Source organism: Candidatus Accumulibacter propinquus (assembly GCF_056856495.1).
On sequence record NZ_JBSEHC010000001.1, the window covers coordinates 504723 to 531586 of the forward strand.

At 63.0% G+C, this 26864-nt stretch carries 18 protein-coding genes and 3 pseudogenes; 9 read left to right on the forward strand and 12 right to left on the reverse strand.

What is annotated here, in order from left to right; all coding sequences use genetic code 11:
* Window positions 1–10: 10 nt before the first annotated feature.
* From AC15MQ_RS02260 to nhaR, 6 genes and pseudogenes are all read right to left on the reverse strand, one after another.
* Window positions 11–1759, reverse strand: a complete 1749-nt coding sequence (locus AC15MQ_RS02260; protein ID WP_483079187.1) for an AAA family ATPase — start codon at window positions 1757–1759, stop codon at window positions 11–13.
* Window positions 1749–2046 (reverse strand): annotated as a pseudogene (locus tag AC15MQ_RS02265) (DUF2130 domain-containing protein); the annotation flags it as partial. The gene AC15MQ_RS02260 and the pseudogene AC15MQ_RS02265, both read right to left, overlap by 11 nt.
* Window positions 2026–2724: a helix-turn-helix domain-containing protein gene (locus AC15MQ_RS02270; protein WP_483079233.1), complete on the reverse strand. Its 699-nt coding sequence runs from the start codon at window positions 2722–2724 to the stop codon at window positions 2026–2028. The pseudogene AC15MQ_RS02265 and the gene AC15MQ_RS02270, both read right to left, overlap by 21 nt.
* Window positions 2725–2894: 170 nt before the next feature.
* Window positions 2895–3731, reverse strand: a pseudogene (locus AC15MQ_RS02275) (ISAs1 family transposase); the annotation flags it as partial.
* Between the two features lie 100 nt (window positions 3732–3831).
* Window positions 3832–4737: a Tim44 domain-containing protein gene (locus AC15MQ_RS02280; protein ID WP_483079188.1), complete on the reverse strand. Its 906-nt coding sequence runs from the start codon at window positions 4735–4737 to the stop codon at window positions 3832–3834.
* Between the two features lie 211 nt (window positions 4738–4948).
* Window positions 4949–5968, reverse strand: coding sequence for a transcriptional activator NhaR (nhaR, locus tag AC15MQ_RS02285; protein ID WP_287655418.1), 1020 nt, complete (start codon window positions 5966–5968; stop codon window positions 4949–4951).
* 111 nt (window positions 5969–6079) lie between these two features.
* On the opposite strand from nhaR, the gene AC15MQ_RS02290 reads away from it, so the two are divergent.
* Together AC15MQ_RS02290 and htpX are read left to right on the forward strand one after the other, a co-directional pair.
* Complete coding sequence (locus tag AC15MQ_RS02290) at window positions 6080–6481, forward strand: HPF/RaiA family ribosome-associated protein (RefSeq protein ID WP_287655419.1); 402 nt, start codon at window positions 6080–6082, stop codon at window positions 6479–6481.
* Window positions 6478–7359, forward strand: a complete 882-nt coding sequence (gene htpX, locus AC15MQ_RS02295) for a protease HtpX (RefSeq protein ID WP_287655420.1) — start codon at window positions 6478–6480, stop codon at window positions 7357–7359. The genes AC15MQ_RS02290 and htpX overlap by 4 nt, the downstream gene beginning before the upstream one ends.
* A 158-nt stretch (window positions 7360–7517) precedes the next feature.
* Here htpX and AC15MQ_RS02300 read toward each other — a convergent pair whose 3' ends face one another.
* The 3 genes from AC15MQ_RS02300 to AC15MQ_RS02310 form a co-directional block, all read right to left on the reverse strand.
* Complete coding sequence (locus tag AC15MQ_RS02300) at window positions 7518–8417, reverse strand: recombination-associated protein RdgC (RefSeq protein WP_483079189.1); 900 nt, start codon at window positions 8415–8417, stop codon at window positions 7518–7520.
* 162 nt (window positions 8418–8579) lie between these two features.
* A complete protein-coding gene (locus tag AC15MQ_RS02305; protein WP_483079190.1) occupies window positions 8580–9668 on the reverse strand; it encodes a calcium:cation antiporter in 1089 nt (362 codons plus the stop codon).
* Between the two features lie 216 nt (window positions 9669–9884).
* The gene (locus AC15MQ_RS02310; protein WP_483079191.1) at window positions 9885–10775 is read right to left on the reverse strand and encodes an SdiA-regulated domain-containing protein; all 891 of its coding nucleotides are present in this window, start codon (window positions 10773–10775) and stop codon (window positions 9885–9887) included.
* Window positions 10776–11017: 242 nt separating this feature from the next.
* Here AC15MQ_RS02310 and AC15MQ_RS02315 point away from each other — a divergent pair, with 242 nt between their 5' ends.
* The 3 genes from AC15MQ_RS02315 to AC15MQ_RS02325 are packed head-to-tail and all read left to right on the forward strand — an operon-like array spanning window position 11018 to window position 14074.
* The gene (locus tag AC15MQ_RS02315; protein WP_483079192.1) at window positions 11018–12046 is read left to right on the forward strand and encodes an amino acid ABC transporter substrate-binding protein; all 1029 of its coding nucleotides are present in this window, start codon (window positions 11018–11020) and stop codon (window positions 12044–12046) included.
* Window positions 12027–12998 carry an amino acid ABC transporter permease gene (locus AC15MQ_RS02320; protein WP_483079193.1) on the forward strand — a complete coding sequence of 324 codons (972 nt, stop codon included), beginning with the start codon at window positions 12027–12029 and terminating at the stop codon, window positions 12996–12998. The genes AC15MQ_RS02315 and AC15MQ_RS02320 overlap by 20 nt, the downstream gene beginning before the upstream one ends.
* Entirely contained in the window at window positions 12998–14074 is a 1077-nt protein-coding gene (locus AC15MQ_RS02325; protein ID WP_483079194.1) for an amino acid ABC transporter permease, read from the forward strand. Before AC15MQ_RS02320 ends, AC15MQ_RS02325 begins: the two co-directional genes overlap by 1 nt.
* Before the next feature lie 555 nt (window positions 14075–14629).
* On the opposite strand, the gene AC15MQ_RS02330 is transcribed toward AC15MQ_RS02325, so the two are convergent.
* Complete coding sequence (locus AC15MQ_RS02330; RefSeq protein WP_483079195.1) at window positions 14630–14977, reverse strand: YlcI/YnfO family protein; 348 nt, start codon at window positions 14975–14977, stop codon at window positions 14630–14632.
* A gap of 696 nt (window positions 14978–15673) precedes the next feature.
* On the opposite strand from AC15MQ_RS02330, the gene AC15MQ_RS02335 reads away from it, so the two are divergent.
* From AC15MQ_RS02335 to AC15MQ_RS02350, 4 genes and pseudogenes are all read left to right on the forward strand, one after another.
* Window positions 15674–17596, forward strand: coding sequence for a PrkA family serine protein kinase (locus AC15MQ_RS02335; protein ID WP_287655427.1), 1923 nt, complete (start codon window positions 15674–15676; stop codon window positions 17594–17596).
* Window positions 17597–17628: 32 nt separating this feature from the next.
* Window positions 17629–18904: pseudogene (locus AC15MQ_RS02340) on the forward strand (YeaH/YhbH family protein).
* A 26-nt stretch (window positions 18905–18930) separates the two neighbouring features.
* A complete protein-coding gene (locus AC15MQ_RS02345) occupies window positions 18931–20463 on the forward strand; it encodes a SpoVR family protein (protein WP_287655432.1) in 1533 nt (510 codons plus the stop codon).
* Window positions 20464–20697: 234 nt separating this feature from the next.
* Window positions 20698–21771: a protein-glutamate methylesterase/protein-glutamine glutaminase gene (locus AC15MQ_RS02350; RefSeq protein WP_483079196.1), complete on the forward strand. Its 1074-nt coding sequence runs from the start codon at window positions 20698–20700 to the stop codon at window positions 21769–21771.
* A 117-nt stretch (window positions 21772–21888) separates the two neighbouring features.
* Here the strand turns inward: AC15MQ_RS02350 and AC15MQ_RS02355 are convergent, their stop codons facing one another.
* Window positions 21889–22257 carry a VOC family protein gene (locus AC15MQ_RS02355; RefSeq protein WP_287655186.1) on the reverse strand — a complete coding sequence of 123 codons (369 nt, stop codon included), beginning with the start codon at window positions 22255–22257 and terminating at the stop codon, window positions 21889–21891.
* Between the two features lie 223 nt (window positions 22258–22480).
* Window positions 22481–26857: a PAS domain S-box protein gene (locus tag AC15MQ_RS02360; RefSeq protein WP_483079197.1), complete on the reverse strand. Its 4377-nt coding sequence runs from the start codon at window positions 26855–26857 to the stop codon at window positions 22481–22483.
* Window positions 26858–26864: the final 7 nt, after the last annotated feature.

Consider the following 26864-nt stretch of genomic DNA (forward strand, 5'->3'; position numbering starts at 1 on the left):
ACAATCTCATTCACGAGTTATTTCCTCGCGGTTTGGCGCGCGCGGCGGTCGCCACGATGGCATCCAGCTTTTCGATGATTTCGGGCTCGATCCGTTGTCTCGACAAGAAACTGGCAAGCAAATGGTAATCGCGCTTGCGGAACGTCAAGGGCAGTCCCATTTCCTTGAAAAATATCCTGAAAATCCGATCAAGAACTTCGTCAGTGGCTTTTACATCGGGTGACCAAGGCGATTTTTCGTCGATCTCCAATAGGTGCGTAACCTCGACAATGGCCTTTTCCATTACCTGCTGACGTTTGCCTCGTTCGGCAATTCCAAACAAGTCGTCTGCCACATCATGGACGGCCCACGCACGCAAAACCTCGGGAGTGCATAGATAGTTTTCGATCTCTCGCCTGGCCCACATGATCTCGTTCAGGTTTTCGTTGGGTTGAAGCGCACGTTCGAGGCGGTCAAACAGGGCAATACCCACCAGATCGCTCTTGGCTTCACGCAAACCGTTGAAGTGGTCACGAGATTTTTGCGGCAAGTTTGTTGAAACATAATGAACAAACGGCATTTCCAGCAATGCTTGGGCCGGGTGCGCCAGGATTCTGGCGAATGCCTTGAGAATGGCCAGATCGGTCGAGTCTTCGACATACAACACCCAGCCCGTTTCCTCAGCCTGATAGTATTGATCCCAGCCCATATCAGTCAGGGCCTTCATCACTTGGCTGCCACGGTCGTTCAGTAGATGCGGCTTGCCGACAAAGGCTACCACCATGCCGCGATTCGCCGCTTCGGCCAGCACGACTTCGGAATGGCTTGCCGCAACGATTTGCGAGCCCTTTTCCTCGGCAATATCGTTGATCAATTGGTAAGTCTGGCGTTGGCGGAGTACCTCAAGATGCGCATCCGGTTCATCCAGCAACAGCACCGTGCGAGGATTGGCATATAGGTGAGCAAGAATCAGCAAGGTTTGCTGCAAGCCCCGTCCGGACGACGAGAGATCGAGCCGGGTGCCGGACTTTTCCTCATACTCCATCACAATTTCGCTGCGCTCGGCAACAAACTTCGGGTTAAGCAGTTTCACTCCAAACAGGCGAGATAACTGCCCTGTCAGCGCAATCCAGTCCGCAGATGGTTTTGCCACTTTATCGTCTGGCCAACATACTCGGTAACACAGGTTGCGGAGAACCTGTGCCGTTTGGCCTTGCCCGATCAGTACACCAATTTCCCCCGGCTGCTTGATGAATTCACGATCCGTCAGCCCGGACATGGGAGGCAATAACGCCACCTTGGCTTTGGTCGCGTGCTCCGGGATGCCCATCCGTGCAGGCTGCTTATTCTCGTCAAGTCTGAGTGGGCGGCAATAAAACGACTCTTCGTTGGCATAGTCGAACTCAAGCCCGCAAGACCATGCCTGATCATCGGTAATTCCCTCGACCATGATGTCCACACGAACGTTTTGCGTTTTGGGTTTTCCTTCTTGCCGTTCCGCGTTGCGGACATGCAGGTCGCGCCAGAGAAGATTGGCGACGGGAACAGGAAGTGCTACCAAATCGCGCCGGTTGATTGCCACACCTTGCCGCTGGAGTGCCGTTGACTTCCCTTGACGCTTTTCAGTCCATCGACGCAATCCAAGCTCCCAGAGGGCTAGTGCCTGAAGCGCGGTTGTCTTCCCGGAGTTGTTTGGGCCGATGAGCACAACAGACTTGCCTAGATCAACCTCGGCCTCGTCAAACCGTTTAAAGTTTTTGATGGTCAGTTTAGTTAGCATTCATATCCCCTTCGTGACTCAGGGCAAGCAAGTCCAGCCCCTCAATCTCCTGTAACGACTTCCCCGCTATCCCCTGCAAGTCGCCATACGTCCCCCACCGTCGCCCCCATCACGCGCTCGATCTGCTCCTCGCGCTTGGCCCACTGTTTCATGATCATATTGCGCTCCTTGTCCAGGTCTTCCTGCATGGACGGAAATGCCTCGACGATGGCTTCGACGCGCTGACGGAAGCACGGACCGGTGAGGTACTGATAGACCATCTCGGTCTAGGTCTGCTGGCCTTCGGAATTCAGATCATTCCGTGCGACAAGCTCGCCCAGGCCGTCCCAGACGCTTTTGAAGACGCGTGGATAGATGACCGGCAGATGCTCGTCCATCAGGCAGAAGCCGGAGATGTCCTTCTGCTTGAAAGCGGCCTTGAAGATGAAGACGCCGCATCCTTCAATCGTTTTGCGCCACGCTTCCAGCGCCCGCTCGTCGCTTTTCCAGGCCGTCTGCTGATCGAGCAAGATGCCCAGGTAATCGCGAATGGCTGCTGCTTGCAATGCGACCTCTTGCGATTGCGAAAGCGTGATGGCTTTCCAGATAGGGCGCTCGGCGGGGTTGTGTCCGTCGAACAACTCCTGCAATCCAATCTGGTAGGCGTGGGCGCGGCGGATGTGCAGGTAGGTATCGCGCGCGAGGGTTTGCATATCCGCTTCAGGCAGGGTGCGGAACTCCCGCTGCGGAAGGGATTCTTCCGGCGGCGAGGGCAGAAAAAAGATCGCCAGTGGGCGCTTGTATATTTGATACGCCAACTTTTCCAGTTGCGGATAGGTCGGCGCAGCCCTGCCGTCCTCCCATGCCTCGATCTCTTCCGGATGTCGCTTGAGCATGTCGGCAACATCGGTAACTGTTAGCCCGACCGATTTCCTGGCCCAACGAAGAATCTCAGGCTCAACGCCGGTGACTGAATCATGTTTCATAAGGGGCATTCCCAAGCTACCAATCCTCCCGAATTCGAGGGAATTAAACCTCTCGAAAACGATAGGCTATTGCTATTCTCTCTTGCCGTGGGAGCGATATTTTCAAATGACAGGGCAAGTTTAACCGCATCAGGGCTCACTAGGCGAGCCACAGGGCAATCGCATGAATCTTATACAAGACCCAGGAGTTGGGTGCGGAAGGCGTCCGAAGAGGCGGCGATCAGTCGCTGAACCTTGAGGCCGCCCTTTCGTTTTACCGGAGCAAGGCGCAGGAGATTCAAGACGAACTGGCGCAAGACGGCGAAATTCTGAGCGGCATGATCGGTGCGAGCGCGCATCTGGTCGTCGCCGAAAACGACATCCATGCACCAATGCAGGCTGTTCTCGACGCGCCAGTGCCTGCGGACGGCCTCATTCATGCGTTGCGCATCGGGGACCAGGCTGCTCACGTAGAAACGGCGATCAACGGAGGTTTGTCCCTTGATCGTCCGCTCGCTCGTCACCATCGCGAACGACTTCAGGTCTGGCCAGCGCTCGGGGGCGTGCAGGCAGTCCAGCGGGTCGAAGACATGGCAGCGCCGGACTTCCAGGCGACCATGATCCTTCTGGACGACTTCATGAAACTGGTGAGGCGTCTTGCCTGGCGCCGCCTCGAAGGCGCTGACAAAATCCTCGATCGACGCGGCCAGGGTGGGCTGGTTATCCTTGACCGCCAGAACATAGTTGGCCCCCCGATCGCGAATCGCTTGGGCAATGTTGGGCTGCGTGCCCATGGCGTCAATGGTGACGATGCAACCTTCCAGTGCCAAGGTCACCAACATTTCGGGAATGGCGGTCTTCTCGTTCGACTTCGCGGCCGTCGCGCGCTGTCCCAGGACCAGACCCGCCTGGGCGGCAAACGCGCTGACCAGATGCAACGGCGTGCCCCCCACCTTTCCCGATCGACGACTCGTTACTCGACGCTGTCCGGCGGGCAACGGCGGGTCAACCCATAGGCCAAATACTTCGTGTGGTAGGCAGAAATCACTGGCGAATTTTCGACCGCCATAGCCGGCGGCCGAAAACGGTTTCGACATGTCTCTGCATCCTGGCCGCCTCGCGCGGCGCTTACTGCATCTGCTGGATGCCGGCCAGGACCCAGCCGCTGCTGCCATCGCGCGGCTTGACCATGTGCCAGATCTCGTCGATCGGCTCGGCGGTGGCGTCCTTGTCCTCGCGGATCAGGCCGTTGAAGCGCACGCTGACCACGTAGCGGTTGGTTTCTTCGGTGACCTCCACCACTTCGGCGTTGAGGGTCACGACATCGGTTTCCTGTTCGGCTTCGCCGCGCTCGGCAATGTTCATCCTGATCTCGGCAAACATCTCAGGGGTCGTGAATTCGCGAATGTCGCCCAGGTTGCGGTGGTCGTTGGCCGCCTGCAGGCGGATGAAGCTGAGCTTGGCGTTGCGCACGAAGCCGGCGGCGTCGAAGTCTTCAGGGATATGGCTGTCGGTGCTGGAGCCCGTTGCCGCGGCACCCGATGCCGGCAGCGCAAGTTGATGTGCGCCGCGGTTCAGTGGGTTACCATCGGCGCCGGCTGCCGCGTACTGCAGGCCACCCGCTTCGGCCGTCGCCGGCTGCTGAGCACCGGCGCGGCGGCGCATGACGAAGCCGATGACCAGTACGACCGCCATCACCAGCAGCCCGATCATGAGCATCGAAGCGAGTTCTTCGCCGAAACCGAAGTGCGAGGCGAGGGCAGCGAGGCCGAGGCCGGCGGCGAGGCCGGCGAGCGGCCCCATCCACGAACGCTTGGGCTGGGCTTGCGGTGCGGCCGCAGGCGACGGGGCTTTCGCGGCACTGGTCGCGGTTGCAGGCGAAGGTGTCGTGGTCAGCGATCTTTCCGCGGTGGTTTCGCGTTGCATGCCGCTCGACTTGCCGGCACCAAAGCGCTTGCTGGCGGCCTCGGCGTCGCCGATTGCCAGCGTGAAGGCGAAAGCCAGAATGGCTGTGAGCAGTGAGAAGGTCTTCATCGTTGTCTCCTGTGGGTCAGTGGTCGTGGAAAGGCAACCATAAACGCTCTGTCAGCGTTATAAAATCAGAATTATCGATACTAATACTTCGTGGAAAACTGATGTTTCACCGTTCTCGGCCGTTCTCCGTCAGGCAAGCGTTGGGCCAACATGTCGGCAGCGCATCCGGGGGATTCCTTCGGCTTTGTCGCGCGTGAGCGGCGCGGCTGGGTTACGGAAGGGGCTTCCTGCGCGGTCTGGCTGGGCCGGCGGCGTGCCCGTTGCGGGCCGCGACTGTCGGCTCCCGGTGATGGGCGCCGTCGTCGGCGCGCGGGCTGCGCGCCGCGTCGCCGAAAACCTCGTTGCGCGCCACCTGGCTGATGGCGACGATCGCCGGGTGTGTCAGCCGACGCTCGGTGGTAATCGCGAAGAGTTGTTCGGCGATCGAATCAATGCGCCCCAGGGAAGTGACGCGATACTGTTCGCAAACGTAGGCGGCGATTGCCGTCGGAGCGACGAAGAGGCCGTCGCCTGCCTGTCCGAAGGCCTTGAGCAGCGCGCTGTCGTCGAACTCACCGATGATCCGCGGATGCAGGCGCTGAGCTTCGAACCAGTGTTCGAGGCGGGGCCGAATGGCGACGTCTTCGCCCGGCATCAGAAACGGAGCGCCGTCGAGCATGGCCGGGAAGCTGTCGCTCGGTCGCAGCGTCTCGACCAGCGCGGCGGCGCCGAAAACCGTCAGCGTGCTCTCGCCAAGCAGATGGTTGTAGCCGCGCACGTTGAGATTCGCGGGCATCGGGCGGTCGGCGATCACCATGTCCAGCCGATGGATGGCCAGTTCCGCCAGCAGGGCGGTCAGGCGGCCCTCGCGACAGATCAGACGCACCGGCTCCGGCAGGTGCAACGCGGGCTCCACCAGTCGGTGGGCCACCGATTTGGGCACCGAGTCGGCAATGCCGACCGCGAACGGCAGGCTCTTCGTTGCTGTCTGGTCGCGCACGGCGTCGAGCAGTTCGTCGCCGAGCGCAAAGATCTCTTCGGCGTAGCCGAGGATGCGTCGGCCACTGTCCGTGAGTTCCAGGCCACGCCCGACGCGGCGGAACAGGGCCACCCCGAGGGCTTCCTCGAGTTCGCGAATCTGGCCGCTGATCGACTGTGGCGTGAGATGCAACTGTTCGCCGGCACGTGCAATGGCGCCGGATTTGGCGACTACCCAGAAGTAGCGCAGGTGTTTGTAGTTGAGTGCGGCCATGTCTATAAATACATCCAGAATATCGATCTGTTGATCAATTATATTCGATTTGTTGGATTGGTTGCCGTGCGCTACAGTTTTCCCCGTTGCCAACCCACCAGGAGTTCCTCCATGCACATCATCATCCAGGCCGCAGGTTTCGATCTCTCCGCCGGTTTGCGCGAGCACGTCGAGAGGCGCATCCATTTCGCGCTTGATCGGGCCAGTCAGTACGTGCGCAAGGTTTCGATCCGTCTTACCGATGTCAATGGTCCGCGCGGCGGGGAAGACAAGCGCTGCCGTATCCAGGTGACGGTTGCCGGGGCTCCCGACCTGCTGATCGAGGATACCGAGCCCGACCTTTATGTTGCCATCGACCGGGCGGCCGACCGTTCGGGACGGACGCTGGCGCGCCTGTTGGCACGACTGCGCGAACATCGCCACGAAAGCCCGCGTGGAACCCGGTCCAGGGGCGTGGCGATCGCCGGGAAGCCAGAACATGACGGAGCGGCCCTGACCGGGGACGCAGCATGAAAAGGACGCTCCTGTTCATCGGTACCAACCTGGCGATCATGCTGGTGCTGGGTCTCGTCACCACCCTGACCGGCGCTCACAGGTTCTTCTCCGGCGCCGGGCTTGACCTCGGCAAGTTGCTGTTCTTTGCCTTGATCATGGGTTTCGGCGGTGCCTTCATCTCGCTATGGATGTCGAAGACCCTCGCCAAGTGGAGCACCGGAGCGCAGGTGATCGAATCGCCGGGCAACTCCACGGAGTACTGGCTGTTCGAGACGGTGCGCCGATTCTCCGAACAGGCGGGTCTGCCGATGCCCGAGGTGGCGATCTACGAGGGCGAGCCGAATGCCTTCGCGACTGGCGCCACCCGCAATCGTTCGCTGGTCGCCGTCTCTACCGGCCTGCTGCAGAACATGACGCGCGCCGAGGCGGAGGCGGTGATCGCCCACGAGGTGGCGCACATCGCCAATGGCGACATGGTGACGCTGACGCTGATCCAGGGGGTGGTGAACACCTTTGTCGTGTTCATCGCCCGCGTCGTCGGCTGGCTGGTGGATTCGGCGCTGCGCAAGGGAGATGCCGAGTCTTCGGGGCCGGGCATCGGCTACACGATCACGGTGGTGGTGTGCGACATCGTGTTCGGCATCCTGGCCAGCATCATCGTCATGTACTTCTCGCGCAGTCGCGAGTTTCGCGCCGATGCCGGAGCCGCGAAGCTCCTGGGCACGCCGCGGCCGATGGTGGACGCGCTACGTCGCCTCGGCGGCATGGAAGCCGGCGAACTGCCGCAGAATGTGGCGACCGCCGGCATCAATGGCCGGCCGGGCTGGATGGCCCTGTTTTCCAGCCATCCGCCGATCGAAGAGCGCATCGCGGCACTGGAAGGCGGCCGCCGCTGAAAGCGGCTGATTGCCCGGCACGCGAGCAGGTTCAAGCGGGTGCTCAAACGCGGAATGCTGGATCGTTCGATGCGCTACGCTGACCGCCAGTCCGCCAGGGACGCGGTCAGCCCTTGCCCCTCCGCGCGGCGGCGGTCTGTCTCAGCCTCTGTCTCAGCCTAATTCGCGGCCACCGGCTCGCCACCGAGCGCGGCCAGCAGGTCGCCGAGCAACTGCGCCACTTCTCCGCTCATCAGCGTGAAGTCGATATCGAAGCGCTCGTCTTCGTTCTCCCCCTGGCCGTCCGCCTGCTCCTTGAGAATGTCCAGGAAGGCGAGGCGCTTGATCTGCAGAAGGTCGTTGAGGACAAAGGAAATGCGGTCGTTCCAGGTCATGGCCAGGCGCGTGACGATCTTGCCGGTGGCGATGTGCTGGCGGATCTCCTCGCCATCGAGCGTGTGATTGACGTAGCGCACGGTCGCCTTTTCCGTGGAGCGCAGTTCCAGGTCCTGATCGAGAGTGAAGCCGGCCGGCGCTTCGCCGCTGGCCACCCAGCCGGTCATCGCTGCCGAGGGCGATTGAATGACCTTGAGCACCTTGGCCGGCAATCCGTCTACCGACTTCTGCAATTGTTCGAGAAATTCCTCGGCCTTTGCCGGCGAGGCGGAATCGATCACCAGCCAGCCGTTGATCGGGTCAATCCAGCCGAAGGTGCTGCGGCTGCGGATGAAGGCGCGCGGCAGCAGTTCGAGGGTCATCGCCTCCTGGATCTCGCGCATCTCGCGGCGCCCGATGCGGCGGCCTTCGGCTTCTTCGATCTCCTTCGCCTTGTCACTGGCGAAACGCTTGACGATCGACGCCGGCAGGAGCTTCTCTTCGACGCCGAGGGCGAGCAGCCACTGCTGATTGACGCTGTGAATCAGTGTACCGCCGGCACGTGGCGGCACCCAGCCGATACTCTTCGGATCGGTGGCATGACATCCTTGCAGGGTCAGTTTGGCGAGTTGCTCTTCAAGCCGGGCGGTGTCGGTCGCCCAGTTCCTGGGCAGGCGGTAGAGATGAAGATTCTTGAACCACATGGTCGGACCCGAAAAAGTCGAGGATTATAGGCCGGAAAGGGGGCGACCATCGGGTTGATCCCGATCCGGCCGTCGGCACCCTGGCCGCAGGCTGCGCCGAAATTCACCAGCGCGGGCCTGGCCCGGCTCAACGTTCACACCGGGCCGGCACGGGTTGCGGTATCACGGGACCATGGCCAGAAAGACAAATACGGCGAACACCACCAGATGAACGGCACCCTGAAGAATCGTCGCGCGTCCTCCGGACAGTGTCGTCGAGGTCAGCAACAGCGTCAGTGCCAGCAGGGCCACTTCCTTGGGAGGCAGTCCCAGGTCCAGCGGTAAACCGAGCAGGATGGATGTCGCGGCCACGGCGGGAATCGTCAGGCCGATGGTGGCGAGCGCGGAGCCCAGCGCCAGGTTGAAGCTGGTCTGCATCCGGTCGCTGCGTGCCGCGCGCACGGCTGACATCGTCTCGGGCAGCAGCACCATCAGCGCGATGGCGATACCCACCACGGCATGCGGCATGCCCGCGCCAACGACGGCGGCCTCGATGCTGGGCGCGAGCACCTTGGCGAGGCCAACCACCGCGACAAGAGAAACGAGCAGCAGCACCAGGCTGATCAATGCGGTTGCTCCCGAGGGTGGGGCCGCGTGCGCGTCTTCGGATTGGCCGTTCTTGGGCAGGAAATAGTCGCGATGCCGAACCGTCTGGACGAAAACGAACACGCCCCAGAGCACGAAGGAAACGACGCCGGCGAAGACGAGTTGCGGTGCCGAAAAAGTCGGACCCGCCGTGGACGAGGTGTAGGTGGGAAGAACCAGGGTGAGGGTGGTGAGAGTGGCCAGTACCGCCAACGCGGGGGTGGTTCCCTCGACGCGAAAGCCGATGGTCCGATGCCGGATACTGCCCATCAGCAGACAGAGACCGATGACGCCGTTGCAGACGATCATCACCGTGGCATACACTGTGTCGCGTGCCAGAGCGCTGGAACCCTCGCCGCCGGCCCGCATCATCGAGACGATCAACGACACTTCGATGACGGTTACCGCCAAAGCGAGAACGAGCGTTCCGAACGGTTCGCCAAGTCGGTGCGCAATCACTTCGGCGTGATGAACTGCGACCAGCACCGACGCGATCAAGGTCGAACCCGCAATGGCGGACAGGAACCATCCGGGAGCGAGCCCCCAGATCGCGGCGAGCATGATGCAGGCCAGAACCGGTACAGCAATACTCCAGACAGGCACACTGGCAAACAGTCGACGGGTCATGGGAGGCAGCCTCAGGTTGATGAAGAGCGCGCTTCAGTGCGGCGGCACGAAGTGTAATGTGAAAGTCGCACCAGCGACTCACGAACCTCCCCTCGCCCACTTGAGGGAGAGCAACCGCTGGACGGTGGGGAAGAGCAATCGACGAGTGCAGGAGCGCAGACAGCCGCAGACAGCCACAGACAGGAAACCGGCTGCAACGCTTCGCACATTCCGCCGTTACTGCGCCGCCACCTTGCGAAAGACGTAGAACAGATTGCGCTCGCTGACCAGGTACAGGTTGCCGGCCTCGTCGAGGGCCACGCCTTCGGCCTGCGGAATATTGTGCTCAAGGCCGTTCAGACCGCGTAACAAGGCGATGAAATTGCGTGGATCGTAGTGCTCGTCCAACTCGACCAGCAGGTGTGACTCCTGCGACAGCGCGACGATATGGCCACTGCGCGGGTCGACGGTGAGCGCCGCGAGATCGGTCATGTGGTCGCCCAGATCGACAAGCGCGTGCAGCTCTCCACTTGCCCGGCAGCCATCCGAAGCCAGGCCATAGACCATCACCGGATGTTTCTCCTTGCCCAACAGCAGGCGCCGATGACGCTTGTCCCAGGCAAGCCCCTCGAAACCTTTGTTCGGGGGATCCGGATGGCCGAGTTCGATCTGCTGGACGAACTCTTCCCTGCGCAACGCCTTCGTCTCGGCAGCGATGCGGAAGAACGACAACCGCTCCTGGCGCTCGTCGGCGATTGCCATGCAGTCGCCTTCCAGCACCGCCACCCCTTCCAGATTCGACGCGCCGCTCACCGGCATGCGACGCAGAACTTCTCCCGCTGTGGAGATCTCGATCAACAGCGGCGTCTTGCCGCTGACCGCAAACAGGGTGCCGCTTGCCGGGTTGTACGCCAGGTCGGAGAGTTCCTCGCTTTCGAGTCCGGGGAGTGCAACCTGCAGGACTGCACGGTAGCCCGGCAACCACAGGCTCGCGGCACGCTCTGCGGGCGCGCTGAGCGACTCCTGGAGCCAGAGCAGAGCACGCGCATCCAGGCGCAGGCCATGCAGGATGCCGGCAAGCAGGGCCGCAAGAGCGACCAGGCTCCAGAAATGAAAGGCTCTCGACATGCGTAAAAAGCAATCTTCTTGCACAAAAGCAGAGAGTAGAACCGATTTCTTCCGGATTTAAAAGATGACGTGATGCCGGCCAGGCCAGTTGCGGCATCCACCGGCACGATGCCTGATCCGGTCGCTGCGCGGACATCGGGACGCGCGCCTGTAGCGGACACCCGCACGACCGTACCGGCAAGCAGGCGTCCTTTGACTGTGGGACAATTCGCGCCTCATCATTCAATTCTGCGGGCTGACCCATGAACATTGCCGGCTGGAAATGCTGCTCCGCTTTGATTGCCGTCCTCGCGCTGACCCCATTGGCGGCGCACGCCGGCAAGACCCTGGATTCGGTCCGCCAGCAGGGGCGCGTCGCCTGTGGGGTGAGCACCGGTCTTGCCGGGTTTTCCGGGGTGGACAGCAAGGGAAACTGGAGCGGGCTCGATACCGACATCTGCCGCGGCATCGCCGCGGCGGTGCTGGGAGACCCGGGCAAGGTGAAATGGCTGCCGCTCAATTCACAGCAGCGCTTCACCGCCCTGCAGGCAGGTGAGGTGGATGTGCTGTCGCGCAACACCACCTGGACCCTGACCCGCGACGCTTCGATGGGCCTGCATTTCACCGCCATCACCTACTACGATGGCCAGGGCTTCATGGTCCCGAAGCAGTCGAAGGCGAGCAGCGTCAAGCAACTCAGGAACGCCGAAATCTGCGTCCAGTCCGGTACCACCACCGAAAAGAACCTGAACGACTACTTCCGCGCGCAGGGGGCGAAGGTCAGGCCGGTGGTTTTCGAAAGCTTCGAAGCCTCCCTCAAGGCGTTCTTCTCCGGGCGTTGCCAGGCCTATACGACCGATGTGTCCAGCCTGGTCTCGATTCGCGACAAGGAGGCGCCGAAGCCCGGCGACTATGTGATCCTGCCCGAAGTGATCTCCAAGGAACCCCTGGGACCGGCAGTCCGGCGCGGCGACGACGAGTGGTTCGCGATCGTCAAGTGGCTGGTCTTCGCGCTCATCGAAGCCGAGGAACTGGGCATCACGCAGGCCAACGCCGACAGCTTGCGCAACAGTCCCAACCCCGCCGTGCAGCGGCTGCTCGGCAGCGGCGACGATAGCGGCCGCCTGCTCGGCCTCGATCGCGAGTGGGCGCTGCGGGCGATCAAGGCGGTGGGCAACTACGGCGAGATCTTCGAGCGCAATCTCGGTTCCGGTTCGTCGCTCAAGCTGCCGCGTGGGTCGAATGCGCTGTGGACCAAGGGTGGCCTGATGTATGCGCCGCCCGTTCGCTGAGTTCCGGCGCCACGCTTCATCGCGCGCTTTCTGCTATCAGCTACTGGTCGCCGGGCTGGCGCTGGCCCTCGTCTGGCTGTTGGTCGAGCAGACCGGCGCCGAACTGCGGACGCGCGGCATACGCAGCGGTTTTGCCTTTCTCTTCGAGCCGGCCGGCTTCTCGATCGGCGAGAGCGTGCTCGACTTCGACGCCGCGCAACCGTATTGGCGTGCCTTTCTCGTCGGCGTACTCAACACCCTGCGGGTGGCGCTGGCGGCCATCGTCCTGGCGACCGTCCTGGGCCTGTGCCTCGGCGCCTGCAGCCTGACGAGGAATGTCCTGCTGCGAGGACTGTGCCGAGCCTACGTCGAAGTCTTCCGCAACATCCCCTTGCTGTTGCAACTGCTCACCTGGTATTTCCTGCTGGCCGAGAAACTGCCGTCGGCGGACGCTGCGCTGAACCCGCTGCCGGGGGTTTTCCTGAGCAAGAGCGGGCTCGCCTTTCCCTGGGGTGGGGAAGTGCCGGCCGCGGGCGATTTCGGCATCGCCGGCGGTGGCGCCGTGACGCCGGAGTTTCTCGCCCTGCTGCTCGGACTGAGTGGCTATGGCGCGGCCTACCTGGCTGAGATCGTCCGCGCCGGCATCCTTTCGGTGCCGCGCGGCCAGGTCGATGCGGCCGCGGCACTCGGCATGACGCCGCTGCAGGGCCTGCGCGCGGTGGTCCTGCCGCAGGCCCTGCGTCTGATGATTCCACCGGCGACCAACCAGTTTCTCAACCTGACCAAGAACTCCTCGCTCGCCGTTGCCGTGGGTTATCCGGACCTGGTGTCGATTGCCAACACCAGCCTCAACCAGACCGGGCAGGCCGCCGAGTGCATCAGCATCCTGATGGCGGTCTATCTCGCATTGTCGCTGCTGACCGCCGCGGCGACCGGCTGGTATAACCGGCGGCAGTTGCGCAGGGGACACTGATGGCCAGCCGGCGATCAGCGCTCACGGCGATCGGCCGCCAGTTCCGACCACTCCTGGATGGCTGGGGAAACGCGCTGGCGACGCTGGTCATTCTCGTTACCGCCTGCGTGCTGCTCCCGGACGTCTTCGAGTGGAGCATCCTGCGTGCCGACTGGCAGCCGGATGCGGAGCGCTGCCGTGCACTGCTGGGAACCGGCGCCTGCTGGGGGGTGATCGTCGAGAAGTATCCGCTGATCCTCTTCGGGCGCTATCCCTTCGACCAGCACTGGCGGCCGGCGCTGGCCTGCGGACTCTTGCTCGCTGCGCTGTGGCTGGCCGGCAGCGGTCGGCTGCGGGTCCGCCCGGCGCTGGCCTTGCTGAGCGGAGCGCTGCTCGGTTTTCTTGCCCTGCTGCACGGCGGCGGCCTCGGTTTGCCGATCGTCGACAGCCAGCTCTGGGGCGGCCTGCCGCTGACCTTGTTGCTGGCAACGGGCGGCATGGCCGGCGCCCTGCCTCTGGGGATCCTGCTGGCCCTCGGCCGGCGCTCAAGGTTGCCGCTGCTGCGGAGCTGCTGTGCCTTCTATATCGAACTGGTCCGCGGCGTGCCGATGATTTCGGTACTGTTCGTGGCGGCCTTCCTGTTCCCGCTGTTCCTGCCCGACAGGGCCGGCGGCAGCGCCTTGTGGCGGGTGTTGCCGGCGATCGTCGGCTTTGCCGCCGCCTACCTCGCCGAAGTGGTGCGCGGCGGACTGCAGTCGGTTCCGGCGGGGCAGGGCGATGCCGCGGCAGCCCTGGGCCTGAGCCGCTGGCAGTGTCTGCGCCATGTCATCCTGCCGCAAGCCTTGCGGGCGGCCCTGCCGGCGCTGGTGAACACCTTTATCGGCCTGTTCAAGGACGTCTCGCTGGTGACGGTGGTCAGCCTCTACGAACTGACTGGCGCGCTGACCCTCGCGCTATCCGGGGATGCCCAGTGGCGGGCGTTTTACCTGGAGGGCTACCTGTTCATCGGCCTGATCTACTGGCTCGGCTGTCTCGCCCTGTCGAACTTCGGACGGCGCCTCGAAAGGCGCCTTCAATATTCATCCGGGGACTGCTGAGCAACGACGGATCCGCTGTTCTGCCCATGTGCTGTCTTGCTCGAATCGGCCTTGAAACGCAGAAAACGAAGCCTGCCCTCGCACGCACCGCGCCTGATCCGGGCGATTCGCGGTTAGTTGCGGTTGCCAGTGAATTCATCTGGATGACTTCCGACTTTGTCCGGGTCACTCCTGGCTGACGACGGTCGAGATCAAGTTCACTTCCGGCGATTGCCAGCGTCAAGGCAGCGCTTCCCCGCCTCTGTCCGCCAATGCAAGGCGTTGCGCGCGCATCGAGGCCCGATCCGCAACCGTGGAAGCTTCATGCCGGGCACTCGATGCCCGTTGGCGGTGCGCGGAAGCTCCTTATGGGTCATTCGCAACATCGAATCGCTTTCCGAAATTTGATTCTGGTGATTGCAGGCATCATCCGGCAAGCAAGCGGGCGGGCGGGAATCCGGGCGTCGATCATCAGCGTTCCCGGTAATCTCAAGACCAGCCTTTCGGGTAGCGATATGTCCCCTGAGCAGGTCAGCTTCCGCATCCTGGGTGAAGCGAACCCGATACGCCACCTTGTTATCCGCTTGTCTTCGACGACGCCTTTGCCTGGGCCAGCATTTTTTCAAGTCGTCCGACAACGGCATCGGATGAAACGTATTTTCCCGATTGCTTTGCCTTGTCACGTGACGCCAGACCGCGAGCGATGAATTCGCGTTGGGCCAGACGACGCTCGATGCTTTCGCGAATCGATTGCTCGACAAAATTCGACAGGCTCTCGCTTTCGCCCAGCACTTCTTCGGCCGCCTGGCGCAGGGCGGGGGCAACCCGCAGGGAAGGAATCGAAGCTGTTTTCATGGGGCACCCTTGTTTTTCGACTGCGTTGCAATTGCGATGCATTCTGGCGCAAGCCTTGTTGTCTTGCAAGAACGCCGCCCAAGGACAGATGGAGTTCGCCTGGCGGCTGGAGGAGAGTCCGCTGGTAGTGGGCTTCCGGCAACCCACCGGATCGGAGCGATTGCCAGGCGGTCCTGATCGAATCGAATGGTCGAGTGCATTCTGCCGGTCTGCATCGGCCCCTATCGACATGTTTCCATTAGCCAACAGGCAATAGTTCCTTCTGCCGGCCTGCCAGCGACGACTAGACTGAGCCGCAGGCGAACTGGCGGAGGGTACTACCGGTGGTGCCGGCAGGTCGGCCGGAGCCTGCGGTTTCTCCGGCGCGGAGGCAAAGTGCGTGCAATTCGACGGCCCATTCGGCGCTCGTTTTCCGGCGTTGCACCCGAGGCTCCGTAATGCGGCACGGTGAGTCCTGGTATGCACCTGATTGGTGCACCAATCCCGGGAAAGCCACTTGTCCGGGAGGTTTCCAACCGGCCGCATGGAGCCGAAAGTTCCGTTGCCGGGCCTCGGTACCTTTCGCCGGGTTGGGGCGAACAAGCCGTCAGGCAGAACCGAGTGCTTGCGCAGCGGATGCTGGAGCAAGGTGGCAATTGTGGCTCGCTATTTGCTTTGCCCTGATGGAGACACGCTTTGCTGGCGTGGCAGTTTCGGAGTGGTGGCGGAACGGTATCGCCCGCCGATTGTCAGGATTGGGAAGTCAACGGATTCTTGGAGAACAGTATGGACATCGTCAGTCATTTTGCCGCCCGCTTTGACCGCACCCGCGAAGAGGAACTCTCGCTGGAGGATTACCTGGCGCAGTGCAAGCGGGACCCGTTGAGCTACGCCAGCGCCGCCGAGCGCATGTTGCGCGCGATCGGCGAGCCGCAGACGGTGGACACCCGCAACGACCCGCGGCTGTCGCGCCTGTTCGCCAACAAGGTGATCAAGATCTACCCGGCTTTTGCCGAGTTCTACGGCCTCGAAGACGCCATCGAGCAAGTGGTGAGCTACTTCCGCCACGCGGCGCAGGGGCTGGAGGAAAAGAAGCAGATCCTCTACCTGCTCGGTCCGGTCGGCGGCGGCAAGAGTTCGATCGCCGAGCGTTTGAAGTCGCTGATGCAGGAGGTGCCTTTCTACGCGATCAAGGGTTCTCCGGTGAATGAATCGCCGCTGGGCCTGTTCGATCCGGACGAGGATGGCGCCATCCTCGACAAGGAATACGGCATCCCACGCCGCTACCTCAATCGCATCCTCTCGCCGTGGGCAGTCAAGCGGCTGGAAGAGTTCGGCGGTGACATTCGCCGCTTCCGGGTCGTCCGGCGCTACCCGAGCGTGCTCAAACAGATCGGCATCGCCAAGACCGAGCCCGGCGACGAAAACAACCAGGACATTTCCAGCCTGGTCGGCAAGGTCGACATCCGCAAGCTCGAGACTTATGCCCAGGACGACCCCGATGCCTACAGCTTCTCCGGCGGTCTTTGCCTCGCCAACCAGGGGCTGCTCGAATTCGTCGAGATGTTCAAGGCGCCGATCAAGGTGCTGCACCCGCTGCTGACCGCGACGCAGGAAGGCAATTTCAAGGGCACCGAAGGCTTCGGCGCGATCCCCTTCGACGGCGTCGTGCTCGCGCACTCGAACGAGAGCGAATGGAAGGCTTTCCGGAACAACAAGAACAACGAGGCTTTCCTCGACCGGATCTACATCGTCAAGGTGCCTTATTGCCTGCGGGTTTCCGAGGAAGTGAAGATCTACGAAAAACTGCTGCGCGGTTCTTCGCTGGCCGAAGCGACTTGCGCGCCCGGTACCCTGCGGATCATGGCGCAGTTCGCGGCGCTGACGCGCCTGAAGGAGCCGGAAAACTCCAGCCTGTATTCCAAGATGCTGGTCTACGATGGCGAAAACCTGAAGGACACCGATCCACGCGCCAAGAGCTATCAGGAATACCGCGACTACGCGGGCGTCGACGAAGGCATGAGCGGCATCTCGACGCGCTTTGCGTTCAAGATCCTCAGCAAGGTGTTCAACTTCGACTCGACCGAGGTCGCCGCCAACCCTGTGCACCTGATGTATGTGCTCGAACAGCAGATCGAGCGCGAACAGTTCCCGGCCGAAACCGAGTCGAAGTATCTGTCGTTCATCAAGGAACACCTGTCGGTGCGCTACGCCGAATTCATCGGCAAGGAAATTCAGACCGCCTACCTGGAAAGCTACAGTGAATACGGCCAGAACATCTTCGACCGCTACGTCACCTACGCCGACTACTGGATTCAGGATCAGGAGTACCGCGATACCGACACCGGTGAAGTGTTCGACCGCAGCTCGCTGAACGCCGAACTCGAGAAGATCGAAAAGCCGGCAGGCATTGCCAACCCGAAGGATTTCCGCAACGAGATCGTCAATTTCGTGCTGCGCGCGCGGGCCAACAATCAGGGCAAGAATCCGTTGTGGACCAGCTACGAGAAGCTGCGCACGGTGATCGAGAAGAAGATGTTCTCGAACACCGAGGAACTGCTGCCGGTGATCAGCTTCAACGCCAAGGCCAGCGCCGACGATGTCAAGAAGCATGAGGATTTCGTCAACCGGATGGTCAACAAGGGCTACACGGCGAAGCAGGTGCGGCTGTTGTGCGAGTGGTATCTGCGCGTTCGCAAGAATTCGTGACCCGGCAACGATAACGGCTCGGAGGACTTCCCTTGCAACAGATCATCGATCGCAGGCTGGCCGGCAAGAACAAGTCGATCGGCAACCGTGAGCGCTTCCTGCGCCGCCACAAGGCGCAGATCCAGGAAGCGGTGAAGCGCGCGGTCGCCGGGCGCGGCATCCGCGACATTGCCCAGGGCGAGGACATCCACATCCCGCGCCGCGACATCAGCGAGCCGGTGTTCGGCCACGGGCCGGGCGGCCGACGCGAAATGGTGCATCCGGGCAATCGGGATTTCGTCCGCGGCGATCGCATCGACCGCCCGCAGGGCGGTGGAGGAGGGCGGGGTGCCGGGCAGGCCGGCGACGCCGGCGAAGGGGAGGATGATTTCGTCTTCCACCTGAGCAAGGAAGAGTTCATGCAGGTCTTCTTCGACGACCTGGCGCTGCCCAATCTGATCCGCACCACGCTTGCCGATGCGCCCGAGTACAAGACGCACCGCGCCGGATTTTCGAGCGACGGGACGCCGAACAACCTGCATATCGTGCGTTCGATGCGCGGCGCCATCGGCCGGCGCATCGCGCTGGGCAGCGAATCGCGGCGCGAACTGACGCGTCTCGAAGGATTGCTCGTAGTGCTGCGTGCACAGGCCGCGACGCCGTCGCGCCGGCATGAGATCGAAGCCCTGGAGCGTGATATCGAAGCGCTGCGCGCGCACCTGCTGCGCATTCCCTACCTCGACCCGATCGACCTGCGCTATCGCAGCCGCGTGCGCACGCCGGTGCCTACGGCGAGGGCGGTGATGTTCTGTCTGATGGATGTCTCGGGTTCGATGGACGAGGCACGCAAGGACCTGGCGAAGCGCTTCTTCATCCTGCTCTATCTTTTCCTGACCCGGCATTACGAAAGGATCGACCTGGTCTTCATCCGCCATCACACGCAGGCACAGGAGGTGAACGAGCATGATTTCTTCCATGCCACGGAAACCGGCGGTACCGTGGTGTCGAGCGCGCTGGTGCTGATGGAAGAAATCATCCGTGCCCGCTACCCGAGCGGGGAATGGAACATCTACGGCGCACACGCCAGTGACGGCGACAACTGGCATAACGACAGCACGCTTTGCCGCAAACTGCTGGCGGAGAGACTGCTGCCCCTTTGCCGTTACTTCGCCTACATTCAGGTCGTCGAGCAGGAGCAGAATCTGTGGCAGGAGTATGTGCTGCTGGCGGAGTCGTCCGCAAGCCTTCGCGATGCGCAAGGCGAGCACCGCCGACCAGATCTACCCGGTGTTTCGCGACTTGTTCAGCAAGGAAGGGGCGAGCAAATGAGCGACTCCTTGAACCCCAGGCGTGGCATGCAGGGGGCAGCGTCGCTGCCGCAGCGGGCGGCGTCGCCCCTGCCGGCGCCGAGCGACTGGACCTTCGAACTGCTCGACGAGTACCACGCGGTGATCCGCAGCACCGCCAGACGCTTCGCACTCGACACCTATCCGAACCAGCTCGAAATCATCACCGCCGAACAGATGATGGACGCCTATGCGTCGGTCGGCATGCCGGTCAACTACCGCCACTGGAGCTACGGCAAGGAATTCATTGCCACCGAAAAGAACTATCGCCGCGGCCAGATGGGCCTGGCTTACGAAATCGTCATCAACGCCAATCCCTGCATCAGCTACCTGATGGAGGAAAACACGATGGCCATGCAGGCGCTGGTGATCGCGCACGCGGCCTACGGTCACAACAGCTTCTTCAAGGGCAACTACCTGTTCCGGATGTGGACCGACGCGGCGTCGATCATCGACTATCTGGTTTACGCGAAGGACTACGTGGCCACCTGTGAAGAGCGGCATGGCGTCGACGCGGTCGAGCTGTTGCTCGACAGTTGCCACGCCTTGATGAACTACGGCGTTGACCGTTATCGTCGTCCAAACCGGCTGAGCCTGGCCGAGGAGATGGCGCGCGCAGAGGAGCGCGAAGCGCACGCGCAGCAGCAGGTGAATGATATCTGGCGGACGCTGCCGAAGCGGCGGGGCAAAGAGGCGGCGGAAAAGGAAGCGGCCCGTTTCCCGGCCGAACCACAGGAAAACCTGCTCTACTTCATCGAGAAGAACGCGCCCTTGCTCGAACCGTGGCAACGCGAAATCGTCCGCATCGTGCGCAAGGTGGCGCAGTACTTCTACCCGCAGCGGCAGACGCAGGTGATGAACGAAGGCTGGGCGACCTTCTGGCACCACCATCTGCTGAACACCATGTACGACGACGGCCACCTCGCCGACGGCCTGATGATCGAGTGGCTCAAGGCGCACACCAATGTGGTTTTCCAGCCACCGGTGGGCCATCCGGGCTACAACGGCATGAATCCCTATGCCCTGGGTTTCGCCATGTACTCCGATATCAAGCGCATCTGCGAAGCCCCGACCGACGAAGACCGCGACTGGTTTCCGGACATCGCCGGCAGCGACTGGCTGGCCACGCTGGATCATGCGATGCGCAACTTCAAGGACGAGAGCTTCATCGGGCAATTCCTGTCGCCGCGGGTGATGCGCGCCTTCCGTCTGTTTGCCGTCGTCGACGACGAGAAGGCGCCCACGCTCGAGGTCGCGGCGATCCACGACGAGGCCGGCTATCGGGGCCTGCGCGAGGCGATGTCGCGTCAGTACGACCTGGGGTCGCGCGAACCCAACATCCAGGTCTGGAGCGTCAACCTGCGCGGCGACCGCTCGCTTTGCCTGCGCCACACGCAGCACAACGATCGCCCGCTGCACGACGGCGCTGACGAAGTGCTCAAGCACGTCGCACGCTTGTGGGGCTTCCCGGTGCAACTCGAAAGCGTCGGCAGCAACGGCGAGATCTCCAGTAGTCGGGTAGTCGCGCCCGCGAATGGCTGACGCGGCAGGGGCAGGAGTACCTCCGCCACTTGCTGAGGCGCCCCGTGGCCGGCTGCCGGCCATGTGGTGAGCGAGGCCCTCGTGCTTGACGCGACAGCCGGCATGCGCCAGACTGCCCCGGCAAGAAAAACGATGCTGAGGCACGACCCAGATCCTGGGATGGATGGCCGATGGCGTCACACGGCGGTGTCGGCCGAAGCATGACGGCCCGCGGGCCTGGAGGGTAAGTCAGCGATGGGACGAGAAATCAAGGTCATGATCGTTGACGACTCGGCGGTGGTGCGCAAGGTGATGAGCGCCATTCTCGACCGCGATCCCGGGATCCGGGTCATCGGCACCGCCCACGATCCGATCTTCGCGATCGAGAAGATGCGCCGCGAATGGCCGGACGTGTTGACGCTGGATATCGAGATGCCGCGCATGGACGGCATCACGTTTCTTGGTCAGTTGATGCAGGAACGCCCGACGCCGGTGGTCATCTGCTCGTCACTGACCACCGCGGGGGCGGAAACGACGCTGCAGGCCCTGGCCGCCGGCGCGGTGTCGATCATCACCAAGCCCGGCCTCGGCGTCGGGAACTTTCTGCAGGATTCGAGCGATAACCTGGTTGCCGCCGTCAAGGCGGCGGCGCGGGCCAATATGGGTGCCGTGCAACGCGGCGCGCGCGCGCCGACGCTGGCGACTGCGCCACCGGCGCCACGTCTGGCGATGGCGCAGACCACCGAGCGCCTGGTGGCGATCGGCACTTCGACCGGCGGCACGGTGGCCCTCGAAGCCTTGCTGACCGTATTGCCGCGGGTCTCGCCGGGAATCGTCATCGTCCAGCACATGCCGGAGATGTTTACCGCCGCCTTTGCCGCGCGTCTCGATGGTCTCTGCGAGATCTCGGTGCAGGAAGCGAAGCACGGGCAACGCGTGCTACCCGGTCTGGCGCTGATTGCCCCCGGAGGCAAGCACATGCAACTGGCGCGCAGCGGTGCGCAGTATGTCGTCGAGGTGAAGGAGGGCCCGCCGGTCAATCGCCATCGCCCGTCGGTCGATGTGCTGTTTCGATCGGTAGCGAAGTATGCCGGCAAGAATGCGATGGGGGTGATCATGACCGGCATGGGCGACGATGGCGCGCGCGGCCTGAAGGAGATGCACGACGCCGGGGCTTACACCCTGGCCCAGGACGAGGCGACCTGCGTCGTCTACGGCATGCCCAAGGAAGCTGTCAAACTCGGCGCCGTCGACCGCAGCCTGCCGCTGCAGGCTCTCGCCGCAGCCATCCTGAATGGCGCCGGAAATTCTCGACCACGTCAGGAATAGCCACGGGCGAGCCACGCTCAAGCTGCCGGAAACCCCGCGCTGGTCGTCGTGGCGCCGGCTCTCGGCGGCGCAGCGTTCGCGGTGAGGGAGGAGGGGAACGCCATCGCCGCGCGCACGCTAGCCATGGCAGAAGACGTTCAGCTTGTTGCCATCCAGGTCGCGAAAGTAACCGGCGTAGAAACCTTCGCCGCGTGCGCCGACCGGGCCTTCATCCTTGCCGCCGAGTTCGAGCGCCCTGGCATGAACGCGATCGACCTTCTCGTGCGAGTCGACCACCAGGGCCACCATCACGCCGTTGCCCACCGTGGCGGCGTTGCCGTCGAAAGGCGTCATGACGGCAAGACTCGGTTTGTCCGGAGCCACTCCCCAGGCGACGCCGCGCGGAAATTCCCACACGCGTCTGGCTCCTGTTTCCGCCAGCAAGGCGTCATAGAAGGCGGTGGCAGCGGAGAGGTCGTTGGTTCCAAGCGTGACGTAGCCGATCATCTGATTCTCCTTTGGTGGTCAAGAGCTGCCAGTTTAAGTCACTTGTCGTCGCTGCGGTATCGTCTCCCGGCGTGAATCGTCGCTGGCCGTGGCTTGCACGATCCGGTGTGTGCGCCGCGGCGCTAGACCACCCCGTCCTGGCCTTTCAAGGCATGTCGGCCGGGCATCGACGCCATGCCGGGCGCAGATCTTCTGCGCCGAGGTTCATCACGGGACTGGTGGCTTACGGCGGCGGCAAGGCGCCGGCCAGGCTGTCGATCGCCTGTTTGATGGCCGTCATTGCCGGCAGGATTTGCTCGTCGGCAATGGACACTTCCGGGTTTGTCCGCAGGATCTCCTCCAGGTGGGCAGCCATCACGGCCAGGTGATCGGCCCCCAGTGTGGCCGACGCACCCTTGAGGGTGTGCAGCAGGCGCTCCGCCGCTGCGTGGTCGTCCTCGGCGAGGTTCGCCGCCAGGCGTGTCATGTCGTCGGCGTGCAATCCGACAAACCGGCGGAGTACGCCAAGGTACCTGTCGGCCTTGCCATTCAACGCTGCGAGTCCGCGTACCACGTCCATCCCCGGCAGGGTGGCCAGGCGCGTCAATGCCGCTTCGTCTGGCGTAGCCGCCTGTGCCGGCGAGGGCGGCGCAATCGACTTCGGGTCGGGCGCGCGACTGCGCAAGTCGCTGACTGCCTCGGTCGGCAGCCATTTCAGCAGGGTTGCGGCGAGCAGGTCGGGTTGCACGGGCTTGGCGACAAAGTCATTCATGCCGGCCTCCCGGCAGGCACGCCGATCTTCATCGAAGGCGTTGGCGGTCATGGCCACGATCGGAGTGTTCTCCCGGTGCGGCAGCGCCCGAATGGCGCGGGTGGCGTCGAGTCCGTCCATGATCGGCATCTGCATGTCCATCAGGATCAGGTCGTAGGCCGTGCGGCGTGCCATGTCCACTGCCACACGACCATCGCAGGCCGCGTCTACGGCCAGACCGAAGCCATGCAGCAGTTCCAGCGCGACTTCCCGGTTGATGGCATTGTCTTCTACCAGCAGCAGTCGCGCGTTAGCGTGGCAGCGGCGCAACTGGGCCTCGACATCGATCTGCTCCGTGGTCCTCGCCATGGTCGGCATCACACCCTGTCCACGTTGCAGGCGGGCGGTGAACCAGAAGGTACTACCCACTCCGGGCGTGCTGTCGGCGCCGACTTCGCCGCCCATCAGTTGTCCTATACGCTGGGTGATGGCGAGCCCGAGACCGGTGCCGCCGTACCTGCGGGTGATCGAGGTATCCGCCTGTTCGAAAGCAAGGAACAGCCGGGACATCTGCTCGGGCGTGATGCCACAACCACTGTCGGCAACCTCGAAGCGCACCAGCAGTTCACTGGGGCGCTCGTCCAGAAGTCTGGCGCGCAGGGCGATGCTGCCGCGGTCGGCGAACTTGACGGCGTTGCCGGCATAGTTGAGCAGGGCCTGTCGCAATCGCGTCGGGTCGCCTCGCAGCCACATCGGAACGGCATCGTAGTCGAGTTCGATCTGCAGCCCCTTGGCCTGTGCCGCGTCGCCGATGATCGAAGCGACATTGTCGAGGATGGCGGAGAGATGGAAGTCGGTGCTTTCGAGTTGTACCCGGCCGGCCTCGATCTTGGACAGATCGAGAATGTCGTTGATCAGTGACAGCAGATGCCGTCCAGCGGCGTCGATGTTGTCCAGGCGAACCGACTGCTCAGTAGTGACTCCGCCGCGCCGCAAGAGGTGGGTCAGGCCGATGATGGCGTTCAATGGGGTGCGGATCTCGTGGCTCATGTTCGCCAGGAACGCTGTCTTGGCCTGATTGGCTGTTTCGGCCTGCTGCCGCGCAGCAACGAGTTCGGTCGTTCGCTGTTCCACCAGGTCTTCGAGATGCAGTCGGTGGCGCTCGAGTTCTTCGGCGAGTCGCTTTCTTTCGCTGATGTCTTCCTTGACCGCGACGTAGTGGCTGATGGCTCCGTCGGGCTGCCGCAGTGGCGAGATGATCGCAAACTCGATGAATTCTCGACCATCCTTGCGTTGATTGCAGAACTCGCCTTTCCACACCCGACCGTGCGTCAGCGCGTCCCACATGGCCTCAGAGGTCTGCCGCGGGGCCTTGCTGGCGCCCAGCATGCGTGGATTTCTGCCCATCAGTTCGTCGCGAGTGTAGCCGGTGCTGCGCAGGCAGCTCTCGTTGACGTACTCGATCCGGGCATCGAGATCGGTGATCAGAATGCTCTCCGGGCTTTGCTCCACCGCCAGGGACAGCTTGCGCAACTGCAGTTCGGCCTGCTTGCGCTCGGTGATGTCCTGCACGATTCCGGCCATACGCCGCGCGCTGCCGTGCGCGTCATGCTGGTGCTTGCCCGCCGCCCAGATCCAGCGCAACGCTCCGTCGGTGCGCCGTATGCGGCACTCGAAGTCCCAGTCGGACTGCGTCGAAAGCGCTTCCCGGAACAGCCGGTCGACCTCCGGGCGGTCCTCGGGCAGCACGTGTTCAAGGAAGGTTTCGTAGCTCCACTCGGGCGGTGGCGAGGCGTAGCCGAAGATACGATCATGTTCCGGCGTGCGATAGGCGGTGTGATCGACCAGGTCGAGATCCCATCCGCCCGTATGGCTGGCCTGCAACGCGAAGCGCAACCTTTCTTCGCTTTCGCGCAGGGCCGCGTTGGCGGCCTGGCGAGCCGCCTCGCGGGCAAAGCCATCCAGCGCGAAGCTGACATCCCTCGCCATTTCCAGCAGCAGTTGGCGAGTGTCTTCGTCGAACGCGTTCACTGTCGGGGCGTAGAGGGTCAAGGCGCCAGTTACCACGCCATTGCGCTGCAGCGGCAGCGAGGCGGAGGCGGCCCAGCCAAAGCGGGTGGCGCGTGCATGCCAGGGGGCGGTGTGTGGGTCGGCGAGAAAGTCCTGACACCACACCGCCGTAGTCTCGCGTATTGCGGTGCCGGTTGGCCCCATGCCCAGTGGGTCGTCGGCGGCGATGGAAATCTGGATGTCGTCGAGGTACTCCTGGCCATCGCCATACGCGTAGGCCGGGATGACTCGTCGGCTCGCCGGATCGAGCACCGCCACCCAGGCCATTTTCATGCCCCCGAAGGTCACCGCGTTGCGGCAGATTTGCGGCAACAATTCTTCCTCGCTCGCGGAATGAACGATGGCCTGGTTGCACTGGCTGAGGGCAGCATAAAGCTGAGCGAGGCGATGAATCTCGCCTTCGGCGCGCTTGCGCTCGGTAATGTCCTGAACGGTGCCGATAGTGCGCAAAGGCTGGCCGTCCGGCCGGTCTTCCAGACCACCGAAGACCAGCAGCCAACGAATGTCCCCGCGCTGCGGGCAGGTTCTCATTTCCAGGCCGGGCATGCGATCGCCCGCCAGGCAGGCGGCAAACCAGTCCTGCATGGGCCGTCGGTCATCAGGGTGCAAGGCCTCGAGCCATTGCTCGAACGGCCAGGGGTCACTGCTTGCGGGCGGCAAGCCATGCAGGCGGCTGGCTTCCTCGCTCCATGTCACCTTGCCGGCATCGACCTGCCAACTACCGATATGCGCCATCGCCTGCGAATCGGCAAACAAGCGCGCCTGCTCCCGGAGCGTCTGTTCCGCACGCTTGCGCTCGGCCTCGCGACTCGCTACCAGACGCTCGTAAGCGCCACGGCGTTGCTGCTGGAAATACAGCCCGAGTGCGGCGACCAGGGACAACAGGCAGAAAAGTCCGATCTGTGCGAGCGCATCGCTGCGCCAGGCTGCGAACAGCGCCGGCACTTCGCGGCTGACAGCGATCACCAATGATTTGTCCATCGTCACGTCAACCGGCCGGATGGTGCGCAGAACCGTCAGACGGTCCTCGCCGGTCGCGGCGGTGATCCCCGCATACACGTTGACCGGTTGGCCGCTCCTGATGTGCTCGTTGAAGATCGCGCTTGACTTGGCCACGAGGTCGATGCCGACGATGCCCTGCGGGTCGGGAACCCTGAACACCACTTTGCCATCGCTATGGATCAGCGACGAGCGCATGTCATCCGCGTAGAGAATCGAACTCAGGAGGGTTCTGAAATAGTCCGGGTCGAGGATGGCCAGGATGACTCCGGCGAACCCGCCGTGATCATCGCTGAGCATCTTCGCCGCGCTGACGGCGTAGACCCCGAGGGGCGTCCTGAAGGGTGGTGAGACGTACAGCATGGCCGGGTTCCCGTCCCGGCGGACGACCTGAAAGCGCTCGCCGTCGCTGAAGTCGCGCCCGACCAGCTCTGCACGGTTGCTGGCCACCGCGGTGCCGTCGGCGTGCATGATCACGATCGTGCGTACCCCCGGCATGGCGTTGCTCATTGCCTGCAGGCGCCGAGCGAGCATTGCCCCGCGGTCGTCCGGCTTCGTCAGGTCGGGTAGATCAAGGCGAATCGAATCGAGCACGCGACTGGTCACCAGGAGTTGCGAAGCCAGATTCTCCTCGACGACGATGGCTTGCGTGCCCAGTCGCTCGCGCTCGCGGGCGTCGATGGACTGGCGTTGCGAGTAGAGACTGCTGCCGATGACCGTGCCAAGCAGCAGCAGGGCTGTGGCAAGGAGCAGCCATTGCGCGAAAGGTGAGCCGTCTCGTAGCCGTCGCCACACGATCATGTCAGGT

Excerpts from the sequence above, each read along its gene's own strand:
- AC15MQ_RS02345 (WP_287655432.1), top strand. The coding sequence starts at position 18,931 with ATGCAGGGGGCAGCGTCGCTGCCGCAGCGGGCGGCGTCGCCCCTGCCG.
- AC15MQ_RS02280 (WP_483079188.1), bottom strand. The coding sequence starts at position 4,737 with ATGAAGACCTTCTCACTGCTCACAGCCATTCTGGCTTTCGCCTTCACG.
- AC15MQ_RS02315 (WP_483079192.1), top strand. The coding sequence starts at position 11,018 with ATGAACATTGCCGGCTGGAAATGCTGCTCCGCTTTGATTGCCGTCCTC.
- AC15MQ_RS02325 (WP_483079194.1), top strand. The coding sequence starts at position 12,998 with ATGGCCAGCCGGCGATCAGCGCTCACGGCGATCGGCCGCCAGTTCCGA.
- AC15MQ_RS02355 (WP_287655186.1), bottom strand. The coding sequence starts at position 22,257 with ATGATCGGCTACGTCACGCTTGGAACCAACGACCTCTCCGCTGCCACC.
- AC15MQ_RS02300 (WP_483079189.1), bottom strand. The coding sequence starts at position 8,417 with ATGTGGTTCAAGAATCTTCATCTCTACCGCCTGCCCAGGAACTGGGCG.
- AC15MQ_RS02320 (WP_483079193.1), top strand. The coding sequence starts at position 12,027 with ATGCGCCGCCCGTTCGCTGAGTTCCGGCGCCACGCTTCATCGCGCGCT.
- AC15MQ_RS02335 (WP_287655427.1), top strand. The coding sequence starts at position 15,674 with ATGGACATCGTCAGTCATTTTGCCGCCCGCTTTGACCGCACCCGCGAA.
- AC15MQ_RS02305 (WP_483079190.1), bottom strand. The coding sequence starts at position 9,668 with ATGACCCGTCGACTGTTTGCCAGTGTGCCTGTCTGGAGTATTGCTGTA.
- AC15MQ_RS02290 (WP_287655419.1), top strand. The coding sequence starts at position 6,080 with ATGCACATCATCATCCAGGCCGCAGGTTTCGATCTCTCCGCCGGTTTG.
- htpX (WP_287655420.1), top strand. The coding sequence starts at position 6,478 with ATGAAAAGGACGCTCCTGTTCATCGGTACCAACCTGGCGATCATGCTG.
- AC15MQ_RS02260 (WP_483079187.1), bottom strand. The coding sequence starts at position 1,759 with ATGCTAACTAAACTGACCATCAAAAACTTTAAACGGTTTGACGAGGCC.
- AC15MQ_RS02270 (WP_483079233.1), bottom strand. The coding sequence starts at position 2,724 with ATGAAACATGATTCAGTCACCGGCGTTGAGCCTGAGATTCTTCGTTGG.
- AC15MQ_RS02310 (WP_483079191.1), bottom strand. The coding sequence starts at position 10,775 with ATGTCGAGAGCCTTTCATTTCTGGAGCCTGGTCGCTCTTGCGGCCCTG.
- AC15MQ_RS02350 (WP_483079196.1), top strand. The coding sequence starts at position 20,698 with ATGGGACGAGAAATCAAGGTCATGATCGTTGACGACTCGGCGGTGGTG.
- nhaR (WP_287655418.1), bottom strand. The coding sequence starts at position 5,968 with ATGGCCGCACTCAACTACAAACACCTGCGCTACTTCTGGGTAGTCGCC.
- AC15MQ_RS02360 (WP_483079197.1), bottom strand. The coding sequence starts at position 26,857 with ATGATCGTGTGGCGACGGCTACGAGACGGCTCACCTTTCGCGCAATGG.